This window comes from Peribacillus sp. NPDC096622 (assembly GCF_044762665.1).
GTDB lineage: Bacteria > Bacillota > Bacilli > Bacillales > DSM-1321 > Peribacillus > Peribacillus frigoritolerans_B.
In genome coordinates this window covers 78,392-96,282 of sequence record NZ_JBIWES010000009.1, presented here as the reverse complement: position 1 = coordinate 96,282, position 17,891 = coordinate 78,392, and the positions used below count along the sequence as shown (strand labels likewise).

General features: G+C 40.1%; 18 protein-coding genes and 1 pseudogene. All 19 read right to left on the bottom strand.

Features of this window, described 5'->3' with window-relative positions; all coding sequences use genetic code 11:
- Positions 1-170: 170 nt before the first annotated feature.
- Positions 171-938 carry a menaquinol-cytochrome c reductase cytochrome b/c subunit gene (locus tag ACIQYG_RS16855; RefSeq protein ID WP_402839974.1) on the bottom strand — a complete coding sequence of 256 codons (768 nt, stop codon included), beginning with the start codon at positions 936-938 and terminating at the stop codon, positions 171-173.
- A gap of 56 nt (positions 939-994) precedes the next feature.
- Positions 995-1,669 carry a menaquinol-cytochrome c reductase cytochrome b subunit gene (gene qcrB, locus ACIQYG_RS16850; RefSeq protein ID WP_034307974.1) on the bottom strand — a complete coding sequence of 225 codons (675 nt, stop codon included), beginning with the start codon at positions 1,667-1,669 and terminating at the stop codon, positions 995-997.
- A 3-nt stretch (positions 1,670-1,672) separates the two neighbouring features.
- Positions 1,673-2,179: a Rieske (2Fe-2S) protein gene (locus ACIQYG_RS16845; RefSeq protein WP_034307977.1), complete on the bottom strand. Its 507-nt coding sequence runs from the start codon at positions 2,177-2,179 to the stop codon at positions 1,673-1,675.
- Positions 2,180-2,339: 160 nt separating this feature from the next.
- On the bottom strand, positions 2,340-2,801 hold the full coding sequence (locus tag ACIQYG_RS16840) for a YpiF family protein (protein ID WP_402839969.1): 462 nt from the start codon (positions 2,799-2,801) through the stop codon (positions 2,340-2,342).
- 237 nt (positions 2,802-3,038) lie between these two features.
- Positions 3,039-3,626, bottom strand: coding sequence for a hypothetical protein (locus ACIQYG_RS16835; protein WP_402839967.1), 588 nt, complete (start codon positions 3,624-3,626; stop codon positions 3,039-3,041).
- 38 nt (positions 3,627-3,664) lie between these two features.
- Positions 3,665-4,650, bottom strand: a pseudogene (locus tag ACIQYG_RS16830) (IS1595 family transposase).
- Between the two features lie 173 nt (positions 4,651-4,823).
- A complete protein-coding gene (locus tag ACIQYG_RS16825) occupies positions 4,824-5,375 on the bottom strand; it encodes a ReoY family proteolytic degradation factor (protein ID WP_063233222.1) in 552 nt (183 codons plus the stop codon).
- A 41-nt stretch (positions 5,376-5,416) separates the two neighbouring features.
- Positions 5,417-6,688, bottom strand: coding sequence for a tetratricopeptide repeat protein (locus ACIQYG_RS16820; protein WP_402839963.1), 1,272 nt, complete (start codon positions 6,686-6,688; stop codon positions 5,417-5,419).
- Between the two features lie 367 nt (positions 6,689-7,055).
- Positions 7,056-8,342, bottom strand: a complete 1,287-nt coding sequence (aroA, locus tag ACIQYG_RS16815; RefSeq protein ID WP_402839961.1) for a 3-phosphoshikimate 1-carboxyvinyltransferase — start codon at positions 8,340-8,342, stop codon at positions 7,056-7,058.
- 22 nt (positions 8,343-8,364) lie between these two features.
- Entirely contained in the window at positions 8,365-9,468 is a 1,104-nt protein-coding gene (locus ACIQYG_RS16810; protein ID WP_402839958.1) for a prephenate dehydrogenase, read from the bottom strand.
- A gap of 47 nt (positions 9,469-9,515) precedes the next feature.
- Positions 9,516-10,628, bottom strand: coding sequence for a histidinol-phosphate transaminase (gene hisC / locus ACIQYG_RS16805; protein ID WP_402839956.1), 1,113 nt, complete (start codon positions 10,626-10,628; stop codon positions 9,516-9,518).
- A gap of 81 nt (positions 10,629-10,709) precedes the next feature.
- Positions 10,710-11,078, bottom strand: coding sequence for a chorismate mutase (aroH, locus tag ACIQYG_RS16800; protein WP_402839954.1), 369 nt, complete (start codon positions 11,076-11,078; stop codon positions 10,710-10,712).
- Positions 11,079-11,102: 24 nt separating this feature from the next.
- Entirely contained in the window at positions 11,103-12,182 is a 1,080-nt protein-coding gene (aroB, locus tag ACIQYG_RS16795; protein WP_402839951.1) for a 3-dehydroquinate synthase, read from the bottom strand.
- 3 nt (positions 12,183-12,185) lie between these two features.
- On the bottom strand, positions 12,186-13,358 hold the full coding sequence (gene aroC, locus ACIQYG_RS16790; RefSeq protein WP_402839948.1) for a chorismate synthase: 1,173 nt from the start codon (positions 13,356-13,358) through the stop codon (positions 12,186-12,188).
- 252 nt (positions 13,359-13,610) lie between these two features.
- On the bottom strand, positions 13,611-14,384 hold the full coding sequence (locus ACIQYG_RS16785) for a CheR family methyltransferase (protein WP_402839945.1): 774 nt from the start codon (positions 14,382-14,384) through the stop codon (positions 13,611-13,613).
- Positions 14,385-14,569: 185 nt separating this feature from the next.
- On the bottom strand, positions 14,570-15,016 hold the full coding sequence (gene ndk, locus ACIQYG_RS16780) for a nucleoside-diphosphate kinase (RefSeq protein WP_034308008.1): 447 nt from the start codon (positions 15,014-15,016) through the stop codon (positions 14,570-14,572).
- Positions 15,017-15,112: 96 nt separating this feature from the next.
- Positions 15,113-16,075, bottom strand: a complete 963-nt coding sequence (gene hepT, locus ACIQYG_RS16775; protein ID WP_402839942.1) for a heptaprenyl diphosphate synthase component II — start codon at positions 16,073-16,075, stop codon at positions 15,113-15,115.
- A 34-nt stretch (positions 16,076-16,109) separates the two neighbouring features.
- Entirely contained in the window at positions 16,110-16,820 is a 711-nt protein-coding gene (locus ACIQYG_RS16770; RefSeq protein ID WP_402839940.1) for a demethylmenaquinone methyltransferase, read from the bottom strand.
- A 3-nt stretch (positions 16,821-16,823) separates the two neighbouring features.
- Positions 16,824-17,651 carry a heptaprenyl diphosphate synthase component 1 gene (locus ACIQYG_RS16765; protein ID WP_402839937.1) on the bottom strand — a complete coding sequence of 276 codons (828 nt, stop codon included), beginning with the start codon at positions 17,649-17,651 and terminating at the stop codon, positions 16,824-16,826.
- Positions 17,652-17,891 lie beyond the last annotated feature (240 nt).

Sequence of the window (17,891 nt, the reverse complement as noted above, 5' to 3'; positions counted from 1 at the left end):
CCTCACTTATCATTCTCAAGTATATTCATTTTACAGGCCATCAACCAGAAAACCAAGTATCCATTTCAATTTCTTCTCATTTACGCTTCAATTTACCAATAAAAAAGCCGACAACCGTAGTCGTCAGCTTCATTTGCAGCATTTGAAAGAAAATGCTGTTGATGGCTATATTACTTTGTCGATAAACCAGATACAAATTCTGCTAATGTTGCCAATTCTTCATCTGTACCTTTGAACATGCCAGCTGGCATGGCACCCTGGCCTTTGACTGCGATTTTAGAGATTTCTTCTGGACTCAAGCCAGTGTCAATTAAGCTTGGCGCTCCTGCTCCACCAGTTAACTCTGCTCCGTGACAGCTAATACAGCCACTGGAATCCATCAGTTTATACCCATCGCTCTCTTTATCAATGTCTGCACCTTCCACGATCGCTCCTTGTTTCTTGGAAGCTTCCCAATCGTGGTGGGCTGCAGACTCCCATGTTAAATAGAAAACGCCGGCAATTGCCAATAGCATGAAGCCTACAGCAAAAGGACGTTTTGCCGGGCTCCGCTCTGGACCACGATCTAAAAAAGGTGCCAAGAGCAACGCTCCGAAAGCCAAACCAGGTATTACTAGAGCCCCGATTGCATTATAAGGACCTGAAGCATAAGTATACTTAAGTAATTGGTAAAGGAATAGGAAATACCAGTCTGGCAGCGGAATATACGCTGTATCTGTAGGATCTGCTATCCTTTCCAGTGGTGACGGATGTGCGATTGTCAGGCAAAGATAACCTACAAGAAATACAGCTCCTACCATCCATTCTTTTAAAAGGAAATTAGGCCAAAATGCTTCTGTTTTCCCAGGATATTCTGAATAATCTTTCGGAATATTCGGTTTACGGTCCGCGGAGATACGCGAGTCACCTACGAATTTCATACCTTTCCCACGATGCATTGAACAATTCCCCTCCTTTATGAAAAGGTTTTTTTGGTTCTTGGTTCACCATTCTTTTATAGTGGACCTGAAATACCTTGTTTTCGGATCATCAGGAAATGAGCCGCTAGTAAAGCAAATAATGCTGCAGGCAGGAAGAATACATGAATTGCAAAGAATCGTGTCAATGTCTGTGCTCCAACGATGGTTGGATCTCCTGCGATCAATGTCTTGAGTGCCGGTCCCATCAACGGTACCGATTCGACAATTGTCAAAGTAACTTTCGTTGCGAATAGCGCTTTCATATCCCATGGCAATAAATAACCAGTCAAGCCTAATGCCAGCATGATGAAGAAAATCAATACGCCGACCATCCAGTTCAATTCACGCGGTTTTTTGTAAGCTCCCTGGAAGAAGACACGAAGAGTATGTAAAAACATCATAACGATAACTAGACTTGCTCCCCAGTGATGCATACCACGGACAATTTGACCGAAGGCAACTTCATTTTGCAAATAATAAACAGATTCCCAAGCATTTTTAATATCCGGGACATAGTACATCGTCAAGAACATACCTGACAAGATTTGGATGACCGTAATAAAGAAAGTTAACCCACCAAAACAATATACGAATGCAGAAAAATGATGTGCGGGGTTAACATGTTCAGGAACCTCATGGTCAGCAATATCCCGCCATAACGGCGTAATATCTAAACGCTCGTCCACCCAGTCATATAACTTTGTTAGCAATGTTTACGCCTCCCCATGCGGTTTTAGTTGACCCAAATAAAGTATTCCATCTTTTTCTTTCGTGTCAAAGACATCCAATGGTGAAACCGGTGGTGTCCCCTTCACATTCATCCCATCTTTCGTATACCTGCCGTAATGGCAAGGACAGAAAAATTGATTCGGATTAGTCTTATCCGTATTCCACCCTACCGTACAGCCTAAATGTTTACAGATTGGAGATAATGCAACGATCTTACCATCGTCCGTTTTGTAAACCCAAGCTGTATTCGTTTCTTCAGACTCATACCACCCATCGACCTGTTTAAAACTAAAGTCGACACGGGTTGGTTCGGTAGTCAGTTCACCTACCTTCTGCTTAGTTGCAACGTAATCCCCGCCTTTATCAGCTGATAATACAGGATCAATTGCAAACCTAACCATAGGCATCAACATACCGGCCGCCATAAATCCACCAACGCCAGTAAGTGTGTAATTAAGGAATTGACGTCGTGAAACATTATGCTTGCTCATGCGTTTTCCCCCCCTCTATTACTATACTGAGAGCCCAAAGGACCAATAAATAGCGACACTATAAAACTAGGACATTTCCATGATATCTCAATAATTTACCAAGGTCAATATTTGTAAAACCCAAAAGGTGGCAACTATGTGTCAAATAATGCGAAAAATCCTACTTTTTTTCATTTTTCCAATTATAAGAGAAAATATCAAGGATTTGGAGAACTTGCTGGTTTATCATTTCCCTTGCTTGTTCAATTTCAAGCCCCTCCAAGGGAATGGCCGGAATCCATACTAAATTATTTTCTAATTCCCGCTCTTCCTTTTTCCATTCGAAATCCGATGTAAGAAGGAAAACATGCTCGAATTTATTTTCTTTCACTTCATTGACCCAACCCTTTAACCGTTCAACCTTATCCATTTCATCACTAAAATAATGAAATGTCGGCAATAAAAGAATTCTTCCTTTCATCTGCTTTTCAATTTCCAAGCTTAAAATGGTAAGAAATTCATTCATTGAGCCCGTTTGCTTCATTTGCCCTTTAAAAGATAAGGGAACCAAAGGAATCAAAACGGTATCCACATACTCTTTTGACTGCATATACATGTCAAGATCTTTTGCTGTCCACTTCATGTTTTTTCTTCACTCCCGATTTTTTGAATCAACTCCTTATCATTTTACCATTATTTTTATAACATCTTTACCATATACCCATAGTCTTTACAAAAATGTGGATTTTATCAATGTTTTATAAAAAAAGGTTCTGTTAAATGTTAATGTTGAAATTTAAATATTAAATAGGGAAACCCCTTTTATCAGGCTTGCCCCTATTATTGTTAAACTACAGGTGCGATTGTTTAACTAGATAACTTAATCTTCTTTCACAACTTTTAACTTTTCAGGAAGAACAGCAATCAATTCATCCATATTTTTCAATTGGTTTGTTACCAAATAGGTAGAGGGGATATCGTATTCCAATTTACAAAAAGTTGTAGATTCATTCATATTCAACTTTACGCCGTCCTCATGGTCAAACCTTTCACCAAATGTTACAGTATTCTGATTTGAAATTATAAAGAGATGATATGGAATAAGGGATTTAAAAATAATTTTAGATAGTTGATTTTTATCTCTAACCTCGACACTAAAAATCAATATATCGAAATGGATTTCTCCATATTCGGTCATTCTATATGCTGTTTTTTGAGGGACGGACTTATGCGTATAAATTACCCCAAGTTTATCTAACTGGTCTCTCATTCCATCAACATCCCAGTCATACCATTCAAAGGTAATAAACAACGGAAACTGATTTAAGCTGGAGAAAAATAGGATAAAGAATTCCTCAATCCCAATGTCTTCTGCATCAATTTCGTATACTGTCTTAGGTGAAGGATTAACCAAAAAGTCGTGTTCTTGATTAAAAGAATACACTTGTTCTCTAATATATATTTCCACTTTACCACTCCAAATGTACGTCGTTAGTCGAATATGGACTACAAATTGAATTTTGACAAGCGTAAACTATCATAAGTATCTGTCATTTCAAATACAAATGATTTTAATAAAAATCCTTTGATATTATGTCTCGTACATTCGTTACTACGACTATCAATAAACAAGAACCAAGCGAGGTAATTGTCGAGGTATTTGGTAGCCACACCTTTAAATCGGTCTATCCATTGTTTCATACGAGAATGGAGACCATTGACATTTTGAATGTGATATAAGCCTTTGAGAACGTACTTACCATCAGTGGATTTAATTCTATAATGTTCTAATCCTTTTTCTTTCGCATACGTTTTATAGGCTCTCCAAGCATCTGTTACAAGTACGTTGTCAGCGGTTAACTTAGAACCAATCATTTTATCTACTTTATCTTTCACAACTCACCCCATACAAGCAACTTTAGAAACAGTTGCTTTGGTACGGTCTCTGGCAACAAGAACGCAAACTTGTTCGTGGCTGATACCTCTATGTTTAGATTTTCCGCCACGCTTTCGATGTTTTCGGTCTGTAATGCCTCGTTTTCCTTTTTCAGAGTATAGGAAATAGGTCTCGTTAATTTCAACGATACCTTCAAAATCCATTTGTTTGAGAGCGTTTAGCAACTTGTATCTCCAATAGAAAAGTGTAACCCAAGTAACCCCTACAATTTCAGCCGATTTTCGTAGGGAATAACCTTTAAACATACATTCAACAAATGTAATCCACTCGTCTCCTTTTCGGGTGCGATATAAAACAGTGTTAGTCGTATCAGTAAAGGTTTTACTACAACATTTACAACGATAACGTTGGCGACCATTATATTTTCCGAACCGAACAACGTGTTCAGATTCACAATGAGGGCATACAAACCCTTCTTTGAAACGAGTTTCTCTCATTTCGTTGATTAGACGACCACCGACAGAGGAAGAAGGCTGAACATAGCGTTTACCCATTGATATACTTGTTCTTTTTTCGTATGTGGTAATTTATCAATGTGCTTTAGTAAATTGCTAACACTTTGCTCATTTTTCGTTCCCCCCGAATATTTGTTCTTATATCCATAATACTAAGAATTCGAATTCGGGTAAGTATCAAATAATCAACATTTTGCTTTAACAGAGCCTAAAAAATAAAAACCTTTCCTGATTACGGAAAGGTCAATTTATTTCATCCAAGTACTTTCAATTGATTCAATTGTTCGGTTAAATTCTTAAATGCTTGTTCATCATGCTTATCAAGTGCTTCATCGATTTCCTTAAGCAGTCGGTCCCTTTGAAAATACAACATGCTTCTTTCTAAAAATTGTTCAGCAAGCAGCTGATCTTTTTCATTCGATGCCGTCGATTTCGGCATGAAGGGATTGTGCTCGAGTACCGCTGCATATTGATAAGAAGAGTAAGACGATTTAAAATTGAGCTGAATATAAATGTCTTCATCCCGATTCAAACGGATATCATGAAAAGATTTCTCTGCATCGGTCGTCATGATATTGGACTTATAGAACCTGAAAGGGACTTCATCCACACAATGTGTCGACATAATCAGTCCACGTGGGCAATATTGTGCATTTTCTACAAAATGAACCTTTTTCATTAGTTGATCATGACTCATTAGATAATTCAATATCCATACGCATTCTCTTCGTTTTAGTTGATAATGATTTAAAAACCACCGAATAAAATCCTTCTTCTCATTCACAGAAACAGGGGCAGCCACCATGAATTCCCTCCTCTGTCTTGATTTAGTTTTGTTTCACTTATCTACATTTCATCTGTGCTTTCACCTAGCCGCTCCAAAATCATTGCATACTCATCATTAGCCGGGTTCATCTCAAGCAGCTTATTAAATACTTCTCTAGATGTGGCTCTGTCTCCTTCTTCAATTAAAAAGAAACCATAATCTTCAAGGAAATCTTGATTGCTCTTGAATGAATTATATGCTTTATGATAGCTGGTTAATGACTCTTTAAATTGTTCGGTATGCTGATAAGAGACAGCAGCTATCCATTCAAACTGCGGATCATCCTCTCCATATCGCCTTACTTCACCAATACACTCCAATACATCTTCATACCTTTCTTGGTGCATATACAATTTCAAAAGGGTGAGTGCAGCTTCCAGATATCCCGGATCAATGGCAAGTGCTTCTTTAAATAGATTTTCCGCCTCTTCGTCAAGTCCGCTTTTCAAGGCTATTTTTCCACCGAAGAAGTAAAGTTCCTTATTGAATTCATCAGCCTTGATTCCTTCTTTGACCGTTTTCAAGGCATTTTCCAGATCTTCAAGATGTTCATAACTCTTTGCCAGGTACAAATATAGAGAATGATATTCATGATCCAATTCTTTCAGTTCAATAAACTTTCGTACGGCTGTCTCATAAAGACCTGCCTGAAAAGCTGTAAATGCATATTCGAATAGAGTGTTGATTTCAAGTCCATCCTTTAAGGCCTTTTCAAAGTGCGGAAGGGCCTCCTCGAACTTCCCTGAACTGCTTAATGCTTCAGCAAGCCTCTGATTGACATTAACACCAGCGATTTCTTGTTCCTGTTCCAAAACCTTTATGTAATTTGCAATGGCTTCCTGATCCCTTCCTTGATGAAAGAACAGTTCAGCTAGTGCAAAATCAATGATGATCTCATCTGGAAGCATTTCCTTGGCCTGCAGTAATTTCCGTTCGCTGACCTCATCCATCCCCTGTAATTGATAAAGGTCCGCTTCCAAAAGCAAAGCACTTGGATATACTTCATCATCTGCACTTACTTTTTCAAGCATCAGCATCGCTTCATCTTCCTGGTCCATGTCAATCAGGATTTCCGCCAACGAAACAATCAATTCTCCTTCATCGGGATAGAGTTGCAGCAGATGTTCAAAAAGATCCTTTGCCTCTTCCGCAAAACCAAGCTGGAGCATTTCTTCGGCCAGCAATAAAATGTCCTCTGCTGACTCTGATGATTTAATTCGATTTATATGTTTAAGAGCTTCTGTTAATTCCCCTTTTTTTAAATGCTGTATAACTTGTTCCACTGTGTTCATTGTTGAATCCTTCCTTTTGCATGATAGACTTGGTCCCTAGTCATACACACTCACGCCATAATGTAACATATTCTGCCATTAAGCACAAAATACCCAGTAATCGCGAGATGCATAGTAAACAGTATTCATTAGTTTACCATACTGTAGCCTTGTATTCCATTGATGAAGTCCCCTCCATTCTCATTAAAAAAAGGTTACTAGTTAATTCTCCACGCTACGGTAAATCTCCTTTTTGATCATGAACCCCTTTTTCATTATTTTCATGATCAATACAGGTCCAAAAAAGCCCTGATGTTAGCGCTTTCAATGCTTTTAAGCATTTAAAAAAAGTTTACAGACCAAATAAGGTATGTAAACTTTTTTTTATTTACTTTATCAATTGCGTCAAATGTCCAAAAAATTGTGGATATGATACATCGATGGCATCAGGGTCGGCAAGTTCCACTTCCCCATCCGTTATCAAAGCCGCTACAGCAAGCATCATCCCGATACGATGATCCCCATGGCTTGTGACCATGCCTCCATTCAGGGCTTTACGACCTTTGATGATCAATCCGTCTGCTGTCGGGGTTATATCTGCCCCCAGGACGGAAAGCTCATTTGCAACAGTATCAATTCGATTCGTCTCTTTCACTTTTAGTTCTGCTGCATCCTTGATCGTGGTTATCCCTTCAGCCTGTGTCGCCAGAAGTGCAATTACCGGTATTTCATCGATGAGACGGGGGATTAGATCACCGCTGATGGTCGTTCCTTTTAGCCGGGAGCTTCTGACCGTGATGTCTCCTGCTGGTTCACCCTCGCTCGTCTTCTTCTCTATCGTGATATCCGCCCCCATCGACTTCATGACTTCGATGATTCCAGTCCTTGTCGAATTAAGGCCCACATTCTTTAACACCACTTCACTATTTTCCGTAATCGCTGCAGCCACCATGAAGAAAGCCGCCGAAGAAATATCACCCGGCACATGGATGTTCGTCCCTTTGAAGACTTGATTTCCACTCACTTTAATCGTTTGACCGTCCTTTTCGATTTTCCCGCCAAACTCCTGGATCATTCGTTCTGTATGATCACGGGTCTCTTCCGGTTCGATAATGATCGTTTCACCTTCTGCCTGTAATCCAGCCAAGATTATCGCAGATTTTACCTGTGCACTGGCTACAGGCAATTCATAGCGAAATCCTTGTAATTTGCCTCCTCTTATGGCGAGGGGGGTATATTCGGCTCCTTTTCGGCCATCAATGATTGCTCCCATCTGACGAAGAGGGTTGACTACCCGGGTCATTGGACGTTTGGCTATCGATTCGTCACCTGCCAAAACGGCTGAAAAATCCTGTCCTGCCAATATGCCCATCATTAACCTGATCGTGGTACCAGAATTTCCGACATCCAGTACTGATTCAGGTTCCTTTAATCCATTAAAACCTTTGCCTTCAATTTTGACGTGCTGGCCATCTTGTTCAATATGGACTCCAAGTTGCTTAAAACAAGAAATCGTACTTAAACAATCGGCTCCTGGAAGAAAATTAGTGACTGTCGTTTCTCCTTCGGCAAGGGCTCCAAACATTATCGAACGATGGGAGATCGACTTATCTCCAGGTATGGCAATCGAACCACGTAATGTTTGGATGTTCGTTTGTAATTTTTTAGTATTCATAAAACCATCCTCCCTATCAATATTATGCCAGGATCGTTTCATAATCTGTATGTCTTGAAATACACTCCGCAGCTTTTATGCGATCAACATCCGTTTGGAAGCTGATGACCAGCACACCGTATATCTCTTCCCTGGTTTCAATGATCCTTATGTTTGTGATGCTGATACCTTCTTGTGCCAAATATCCGGTAATCTCAGAAATTATTCCGGCATAATCCGGTATATCGATATATAAATCATAAAACGCTGGTATAGCGCCTTTCGCATGTGTTGGCAAATCATCCCTGAAAATCTTGGCATCGGTAAAGAATCGAAGGATTTCTTCACTATCTTCATTCGCAACCAGACCTTTTATATGCTCCATTTCATTCAGCCAATCATTCATTAATTCAAGTAGCACATCCCGGTTATGTAACAAAATGTCACGCCACATTTCCGGACTGCTTGAAGCGATTCTTGTAATATCTCGGAATCCGCCTGCTGCGAGCCTTGAAATCAACTTGTTTTCCTTACTGTAATTTTCTGCCTGCTTAACGAGCCCCGATGCGACAATATGCGGAAAATGACTAATGACCCCAGTCAGCTTATCATGTGTGGCAGGACTAACAATGAGAAAGTTAGCTCTTGTCCCTTGCAGCCACCCTTTCAGCTGCTCAACTTTTTCTTCTTTGATGGAATCCCCGGGAGTAAGCAAATAAAATGCATGTTCGAATAAATGCAATTTGGCTGCTGCAGCGCCGCTTTTATGGGAACCAGCCATAGGGTGCCCCCCGATGAAGGCCACCCCTTTATCTATCAATGGTTGCGCTGCCTTAACGACTGTATCCTTCGTACTTCCTGCATCAGATATGAGGACATCACTTTTTAAATCCATATCAGCCAATTGCGCTAAAATCTTCACGGTTTCATTGACAGGCACAGCAAGTAGAATCAAATCAGCTTCACATGCTCCCGCTTCCAAAGATGATACAGAATCATCAATGATCCCCAATAGCATCGATAGTTGAATATTCTTTTCACTTAGGTCCATACCAACAATCACGGCTTCAGGATGTGCATGGCGTACAGCCATGGCCAGTGATCCGCCTATTAGACCTAAACCTATTACAAAAACCTTACCCTTCACTCTTCTCTCCCCCGCATCTTTTATGCTCCTCTAGGTTTGATGAAACGTTAAAGCAGCGAATCAGAAGGTGCCTCAACTTCATTCAAAAAAGTTTTAATAGCATTGATCATTCCTTCATTTTCTTCCGTAGAACCAATCGTTACCCTTAGGCTGTTAGGAAAACCGAAAGATTTCCCCGACCTTGCGATGTAGCCGCGCTCAAGCAAATATTGAAACACCACATCTGCATCCTGTTTAAAATGGATAAAGATGAAATTACCTTGTGACGGGTAATAAGCCAAATTTTCCTCATTGCAAAAATCATAGTATTGCTTGAGTCCTTTTTGATTTTCTTCCTTGCATTTTTCAATGAAGGCTTGATCTTCTAAAGCGACGATAGCAATATTCTGTGCAAATGTGTTCACATTGAATGGTTCCCGGGACGGATCTAGTTTCTGAATAATATCCTCATCCGCCAAACCGTACCCAACCCTAAAACTGGCAAGTCCATAAATTTTTGAGAAAGTCCGGAGTATGATCAAATTTTTATATTTATTAATCCATTGATTCGTTCTGGGGTAATCCTCAGCCGTTGCATATTCACAATAAGCTTCATCCAAAACGATAAGAACATCTTCCGGCACTTTTTCGATGAACGATAATAAATCCTGTTCCGAAATGTATTTACCTGTTGGATTATTTGGAGTACAAAGCCAGACAACCGCTGTTTTATCATCTATTACTTTAAGCATTCCTTCTAAATCATGAGCACCGTCAATATGAGGAACTTCCCTGATTTCCGCGCCTTCTAGCGTGGCATTATGGCGATACTGCGAAAAAGTTCCTGTTGCCATGACCGTATTCTTTCCAGCCCCCAATAAACTCCTGGAGATGATTTGAATGTTCTCATCAGATCCATTACCAAAAATAAGCTGAGTTTCTTTCACACCTGTATGTTTTGCAACAGCTTCCCTAAGCAACGTTGCATATCCATCTGGATAGATTGCAAACGAATGGGTTGAATTCCTAACGGACTCCTTGACCTTTTCCGAACAGCCAAAAGGATTTTCATTTGAAGCTAATTTCGTGATTTTTTCCAACCCGTATAATTTTTTCACTTCATCAGTGGATTTTCCCGGTTGATAAGACTTCAAGGAAAGGACCGCTTCATTCCATTTCATGTCAATCACCTCTAATTTTTTATCACTTTAAAGTAAGAAAGTGTGAGAATAGTATATCATATTCATAGATTTATAATCATCTTATATCTGCTTTGTCAAATCTGGCCGTAATACCGTAGCCCCTGCCTGGTATACATGCTGTATCTCTTTTTGAGATTTCGTCGTATTTAAGTGGATCATGACCCGGATGCAAAATGGCAAGGAATTGCTTACCGGTATTTCTTTCATGCATGTAACCGGTACATAAGTCCAGCCTTCGAATTTCCTCAAGGCTTTGGCAGGGAAGACAGAACGAATCTCTTCCGTAGCAGAAAAAAATACAGAAGCTACCATATCCGGATCAATTTCGTTGACCTGAATGATTTCGCCCATCAACTTTTCAACAGCGGAAATCACTTCCATTTCTGTGTCTCTTTCTACTGTAGTGGCACCCCTTATTCCTCTAATCACACATAGTCCCCCTTCTCCTGAACTCTATATCATATCCGCCATTTCCTCTATCAGCTCAGAGTCGGCTATATCCATTAATAGCGGTGACCCCACTTCGGTTAGCAGGACAAAGGTAGCTGCATCATTGACCGATTTTTTGTCCGTTTTCATTAATTCAAGCAGCATCGCATGTTCAAGTCTTGTTGGAATGGTTATTTGATAACCTAAAGAAGAAACCCAGTCAATAAACTCATCTAGTTTAAAATCGAGATCGGCTTTCTTTCTGCTTAATTTAAGAGCATATACCATCCCGATTAAAATCGATTCCCCATGCGTAAAGTTTCCGTATCCCATTGAACCTTCCACTGCATGTCCAAGCGTATGACCAAAATTCAAAAAAGCACGAATGCCGTTTTCCTTCTCATCCTCTTCGACAATTTTAGCTTTAATGCCAATCCCTTTTGTAATCATTGTTAGGAATTGCTCATCCGTTATATCATTCAAATCAACAATATTCGACTTTAACCATAGATAAAACTCATTATCTGCTATCAAGGAATGTTTAATGACTTCTGCAAAACCTGACCTTAATTCTTTAAGTGGCAGAGTTTTTAAAAATTCCAGATCGTAAATGACCCCTTCAGGCTGATGAAAGGCCCCAATCATATTTTTCCCTAGCGGGTGATTGATGGCAACCTTGCCCCCCACTGCACTATCGTGGGCGAGCAAAGTCGTCGGAACCTGTATAAATGGAATCCCTCTCATAAAAGTAGCTGCAACGAATCCAGCCAAGTCACCGACTGCCCCACCGCCTAGGGCAATAATCAATGACTTGCGATTAATCTGCTGGGATAAGCAGAAGCTTTGGCATTCATAAAACACATCGAATGTTTTAGCATGCTCCCCTTCTGGCACTACATGATGCAAGACCGGTTTTCCCGTCTTGATCAGGGCGTCCTTCACAGTCTGCAAATGAAGGGCCGCCACTTTCTCATCAGTTATGATTAGAATCTTGTTTAAATGATTTAATTCATGCGTTATTAATTCGGGCAATTCATTTATCGCCTTCTTGCCAATTAAAACCGGATATTGCTTGGAAGCCGTTTTTATTTGGATGGATTCCATGATTTAAAACCCCTTTACTTCTTCCCGATATGATCTTATGTATGCTGCTAATTGCTCATAACGATCTGAAGGGAATTGATCAACGATGGCATCCGCCAGTTCCCATGCTACTACCGCCTCAGCAACTACTGCTGCTGCAGGAACCGCACAACTATCGGAACGCTCGACACTTGCTTCAAACACTTCCTTCGTATCAATATCAACACTTTTCAAAGGTTTATATAAAGTGGGGATCGGCTTCATCACACCGCGTACAACAATCGGCATTCCAGTTGTCATACCGCCTTCAAAACCGCCAAGGCGATTGGTTTTCCGGTAATAACCCTGTTCTTCGTCCCAAGCGATTTCATCATGGACATCACTGCCGAATAGATGGGCCGCTTCAAATCCAAGACCTATTTCCACACCTTTAAATGCATTGATGCTCATAATTGCTGCGGCCAGTTTTGCATCAAGCTTACGGTCATAATGCACATAACTTCCCACACCCACCGGCATTCCTTCTACAATGACTTCGACGATTCCGCCGATGGAATCTCCTTTTTGCTTCGCTTCATCAATTGCATCCTTCATCTGCTGCTCCACGTTTTTGTCAAAACATCTAACTGAAGATTCTTCTGTTACTTGTTGCAATTGCTGAATATTTTCATATTTTGGCGGTTCTGCCTTCACTCCGCCAATTTCCAAAACATGCGATGCCACTTCTATTCCCAATAAAGACAATAGTTTTTTAGCGACAGCACCTGCTGCCACCCTTACTGTCGTTTCACGGGCTGAAGAGCGTTCCAGAACATTTCTCAAATCGCGGTGCCCATATTTAATCCCGCCGTTCAAGTCTGCATGACCAGGACGAGGACGGGTGATTTTACGTTTAATTTCTTCAGCTTCCTCTTCTGAAAGCCCTTCACTACCCATAATCTTTGTCCAATGCTTCCAGTCATCGTTCTCAACGACCAAAGCAACCGGTGAACCGAGTGTGTAGCCATGTCTGATTCCCGAAGAAATAAAAGCCTGATCTTTCTCGATCTGCATCCTTCTTCCACGTCCATGCCCTTTTTGCCTGCGTCCCAATTCTTGATTGATATCCTCATTCGAAATCGGCATTCCTGCCGGTAATCCTTCAATGATAGTAGTCAGCTGCGGACCATGTGATTCTCCCGCTGTTAAATATCTCATCTTCCAGCCCCCTTTTAGCACTTTAAAGTGTATATGTATCAATATACCACAATTTTATGAAATGTGGGTATATGTAAAACGTAAAAACCATATTGTTTGAATTTAATCACTTTTCACTCTATTTTACAAGTACTTAAATATTTTCGATATAGTTTATCTTCCAAATTAGAGGTTCTACTGGCTTTGCTATTACTGTACAAACGAAAAGGACTGAATGCCCATGAGCAGAATCAGTCCTTTTTTTAAAAGTATTTACTTTTTCTTATAAAAAAATGTGTCGATCGTTTCAAATTGATATTTTCCAGGGGTGAATATTTGCTCTGTACTTCCTACAAAAAAAATCCCGCCGCTTCTTAGTGATGCACTGAATTTTTCATATAATAAATTTTTGGCTTCTTCAGTGAAATAAATTAACACATTGCGGCAAACGATTAAATCGAACCCCTGTTCAAATCGATCAGCGAGAAGGTTTTGCTTTTTAAATGTTACCCTTCTCTTGATTTCATCATCGACATGATAAAAATCCGCTTTTTTTTCAAAGTATTTCCTTTTGATTTCTTCAGGCACTTCATTTAAGGAACGTTCAGGATACATCCCCAATTCCGCCCGCGCCAACACATTTTCATCCAGATCCGTCGCCAATATCTCTATCTGGCTAAGTGGAACCAGATTGGATAATATCATTGCAAGCGTGTATGGTTCCTCGCCGGTTGAACAGGCCGCACTCCAAATTTTCAACTTTTTTTTGCTTGCTAATAACTCAGGGAGGATTTTCCGCTCCAACACTTCCCATCTTTTCGCATTTCTATAAAATTCGGAAACATTGATTGTCATTCTATCCAAAAACTCATTTAAAACTCCAGGATTGGTTTGAATGCCTTTATAGTATTCACGAAATGAATGATACCCTCTTTTTTCATATAGAGATGTCAGCCGCCTTTTCATTTGCCCTTCCTTATATAATGCCAAATCAATGCCTGTCAACATTTTGATATTACGGATAAACTCTTCATATTCTTGAGGCATTCCCACGACTCCCCTGCACATAATTATTTTAAGTGGCCCTTCCCTTTATATATCGGAGAGCGCCATATTTTCTTTAAACTAAAATAATTCCTTACCTTGCCGGGAAGCTAAAAAGCAATACAAAAAAGCGGGTTCCATCGCATTATGACGATGGAACCCGCTTCTTATAAAGTGATGAGTATTAATTAATAAACCCACTCGTTTACAAGTTTAGAATACTCAACAAGTTCTTCTTCTTTGAAGAATAAACCGATTTCACGTACAGCGCTTTCAGCTGAATCAGATCCGTGAATGATGTTTTTGCCAACAGTTACGGCAAAATCGCCACGAATTGTTGCTGCTGCTGCATCTTTAGGGTTAGTAGCACCCATCATTTGACGTGCAGTTGCGATTACGTTTTCACCTTCCCAAACCATTGCGAAGACAGGACCTGAAGTAATGAAGTCCACTAATTCGCCAAAGAAAGGACGTTCTTTGTGCTCGCCATAATGTTGCTCAGCCAATTCTTGAGAAATGACCATTAATTTTGCTCCTGCAAGAAGGAAGCCTTTCTTTTCGAAACGGGAAACGATTTCACCGATTAAATTGCGTTGAACGCCGTCAGGCTTAACCATTAAAAATGTTCTTTCCATGAATGTCACTCCTAATATGTATCATTGTTATTTGCCTATATAAGGCAATACTTTTAGAATATTACCATTGTTTGATGAGTTTCGCAACTCCCATTATCAAAACTTTCTTTTTCCGATATTTTTCGCGATATCCGATAAAGTTTTTCTAGCTTTAATGGCAGGAAGACCTTTCAACTCAGTAAAAGCCTTTTCTAAATACATATCACTGATCCTCGCTGCTTGTTCAATGGCACCGGAAGTTTTTATCGCATCGATTATATGGGACATTTCGTCTTTTGGCGTATCTTCCCGAACAGTTTCGATAAGCTTTTTTAACTTTGGATCTTCCATAGCGATCAATACGGGTAAAGTGATATTACCTTGAATCAAATCACTGCCGGCCGGTTTCCCAAGCTCTTCTTCCGACGCCGTAAAATCCAATATATCATCGGTGATTTGATAGGACATACCGACATAATATCCGAATTTAAATAGCTTTTGGTGAATCCTCTCTTCAACGCCTGCTGAAATGGCTCCCAACTGGCAGCTGGACGCAATGAGCAATGCCGTTTTCCGTTTGATCCTCCTAAAGTATATCCGCCAATTCTGTTCGAAATTGTACTTATCTTTTATTTGTTCAATTTCCCCAAGACATAGTTCAACCATTGTATCAGCGAGAATTTGATGCGCTAGCGGAGATTCGATAACCGCCATCATTTCCAGTGCACGAGCAAAAATGAAGTCGCCTGTGTACATGGCGACACGATTATCCCATTTCGACTTAATGGTAGCGGATCCCCTGCGTAAATCCGCATCATCCACAACATCATCATGTACAAGGGAAGCCGTATGGATCAGTTCCAAAGTCGCTGCGACATGCTTTACGACATGAATATCATAGTTGCCAAACTTCGCACCCAATAGGACGAATACCGGACGGATCCTTTTTCCACCGGATTGCAGTAAATGCAGGGAAGCTTCCCTTAAAACCGTGGAATCCGCTTCAATTGCGGCTTCCAGTTCTTTTTCTATTAATTGCAAATCTGCATTCAAAAATGAATACATCATTTTAAATTTCATACATTCCACCCAGCTTTGTCCATTGCTATTCTGCTTATTTTGAAGGCTTGTACCCGAAATGTGTTGCTGCTACCCCACCGAAATGGGCTTTATAACTGACATTTTCCATTCCTGCCTGCTTAAACATGTTTTCAAGCTTTTTCATGCCTGGGAAATCTCGAGCTGATTCCTGCAGCCATGAGTATTCACTATAGCTTTTTGCGAATAATTTGCCGAACATGGGCATGATGAAACGGAAATAAAAATAATAGCCCTGTTTAAAGCCTAGCATCGTTGGCTGTGACGTATCAAGGCAAACGACCATACCACCCGGCTTGGCTACACGGTTTAACTCTTTAAGCACTTTCATGTAATCAGGGACATTCCGCAGCCCGAAACCGATCGTGACATAGTCAAAGCTATTATCCTCAAAAGGAAGTTCCATTGCATTCCCATGCATTAGGGAAATTTGATCCAGATTGAGTTCCTTCACCTTTTGTTCGCCGATTTTCAGCATATTTTTACTAAAATCCAGACCAACAACCTTTCCTTCTGGTCCGACTTCATTAGCAAGGGCAATGGTCCAGTCCGCTGTTCCACAGCATACATCCAGTGCATGGGCGCCTTTTGGGACATTCATGATGGCCATTGTAGCCTTCCGCCATTTAAGATGCTGTTTAAAGCTGATGAGGGAATTCATCTTGTCATAATTTCCGTAAATCTTTTCAAAGACATGATGAACTTTTTGCTCTTTAGACTGCTCCATGATTCACCCTTCTTTCACATATGAATTAATACTCTCTGTTTGTTCCAAGATGGACTTCACTCTTTCCAGTAGTTCATCATCCAACTTTGCCAGCTTCCGCATCGAGCGCTCTACGGATTGCCTGGCATCCCTCAGGCACTTGTCGAATTTGGTGCGTACCTGCTCTTCCTTTTCCGAAATGGGAATATCCCCACCAATCGAGTCATCAAAAGGCATTTCCCTTAGGGCATCAAAAACTATTGATTGCCCCGACATCATATAACTGCTCTTCTCGGCATGCAACCGTTTTAAAAGCAGCAGGTCTTCCGATATTTCTATCCAGGCAGGCTCATTATAGTAATCCGCCAGTTTATGAATCAGTGAAGCCTCGATCGCTTTTACCGTCATTAAAAGCGTTGGTACATCATGAATGGACCCTTGTTGGTAAAGAATGATTTTATTATCATTTATTTTTTTTATCGCACTTGAAAGTATTCGGATCATATCAACATTACCTGCACTGGCAAGCCCTTGATAATATAAGCCACTATAGTAATCACCGGCAAGCACTTGTAATTGACGATTTTTCAATACCTCGGGTGACTCGATCCCTTCACCCGAATTCGAGACGATTTCATGGGTATCCAGAGCTATTTGCACTAACATGGTTGAAATGATGTATTGATTCCGTTTTTCGCTTTTAACGTCCAATTCGTTAAACAATCCCCAAAGCAATATCAGTTTATCTTCGTCCAAGCTTGGCTTTTGTATATACTTCAATAAATATGGATGTTGAGCTTTCGTTTCTATTAATCGTTTTAATTGCCTTATGTCGTCCGTTATGTTTAACAATTGAGATCACCCTTGCATCCCCGAAAGATAATTTTTTTCATACATATTGGTTTCTGTCTGTGTAAAATACACATTATTATACCATAAAAACAATCAGATGAAATGGTCAACGTTTATAAAATGAAACTTCCAAAAGTAAGGAAATCATCGACTTTTGCTCTTCAAAAAATGGATGCGGGAAATTTACAGCTTGTTAAACGCGATATCAGATGATTGATTTACTAATTAACCAAGCATTGA

Bases quoted from the DNA above. Each gene is read 5' to 3' on its own strand.
- ACIQYG_RS16855 (WP_402839974.1), bottom strand. From the start codon at position 938: ATGCATCGTGGGAAAGGTATGAAATTCGTAGGTGACTCGCGTATCTCC.
- ACIQYG_RS16845 (WP_034307977.1), bottom strand. From the start codon at position 2,179: ATGAGCAAGCATAATGTTTCACGACGTCAATTCCTTAATTACACACTT.
- ACIQYG_RS16840 (WP_402839969.1), bottom strand. From the start codon at position 2,801: ATGAAGTGGACAGCAAAAGATCTTGACATGTATATGCAGTCAAAAGAG.
- ACIQYG_RS16825 (WP_063233222.1), bottom strand. From the start codon at position 5,375: ATGGTGGCTGCCCCTGTTTCTGTGAATGAGAAGAAGGATTTTATTCGG.
- ACIQYG_RS16820 (WP_402839963.1), bottom strand. From the start codon at position 6,688: ATGAACACAGTGGAACAAGTTATACAGCATTTAAAAAAAGGGGAATTA.
- aroA (WP_402839961.1), bottom strand. From the start codon at position 8,342: ATGAATACTAAAAAATTACAAACGAACATCCAAACATTACGTGGTTCG.
- hisC (WP_402839956.1), bottom strand. From the start codon at position 10,628: ATGAAATGGAATGAAGCGGTCCTTTCCTTGAAGTCTTATCAACCGGGA.
- aroB (WP_402839951.1), bottom strand. From the start codon at position 12,182: ATGGAATCCATCCAAATAAAAACGGCTTCCAAGCAATATCCGGTTTTA.
- aroC (WP_402839948.1), bottom strand. From the start codon at position 13,358: ATGAGATATTTAACAGCGGGAGAATCACATGGTCCGCAGCTGACTACT.
- ACIQYG_RS16785 (WP_402839945.1), bottom strand. From the start codon at position 14,384: ATGCCTCAAGAATATGAAGAGTTTATCCGTAATATCAAAATGTTGACA.
- ndk (WP_034308008.1), bottom strand. From the start codon at position 15,016: ATGGAAAGAACATTTTTAATGGTTAAGCCTGACGGCGTTCAACGCAAT.
- hepT (WP_402839942.1), bottom strand. From the start codon at position 16,075: ATGAAATTTAAAATGATGTATTCATTTTTGAATGCAGATTTGCAATTA.
- ACIQYG_RS16770 (WP_402839940.1), bottom strand. From the start codon at position 16,820: ATGGAGCAGTCTAAAGAGCAAAAAGTTCATCATGTCTTTGAAAAGATT.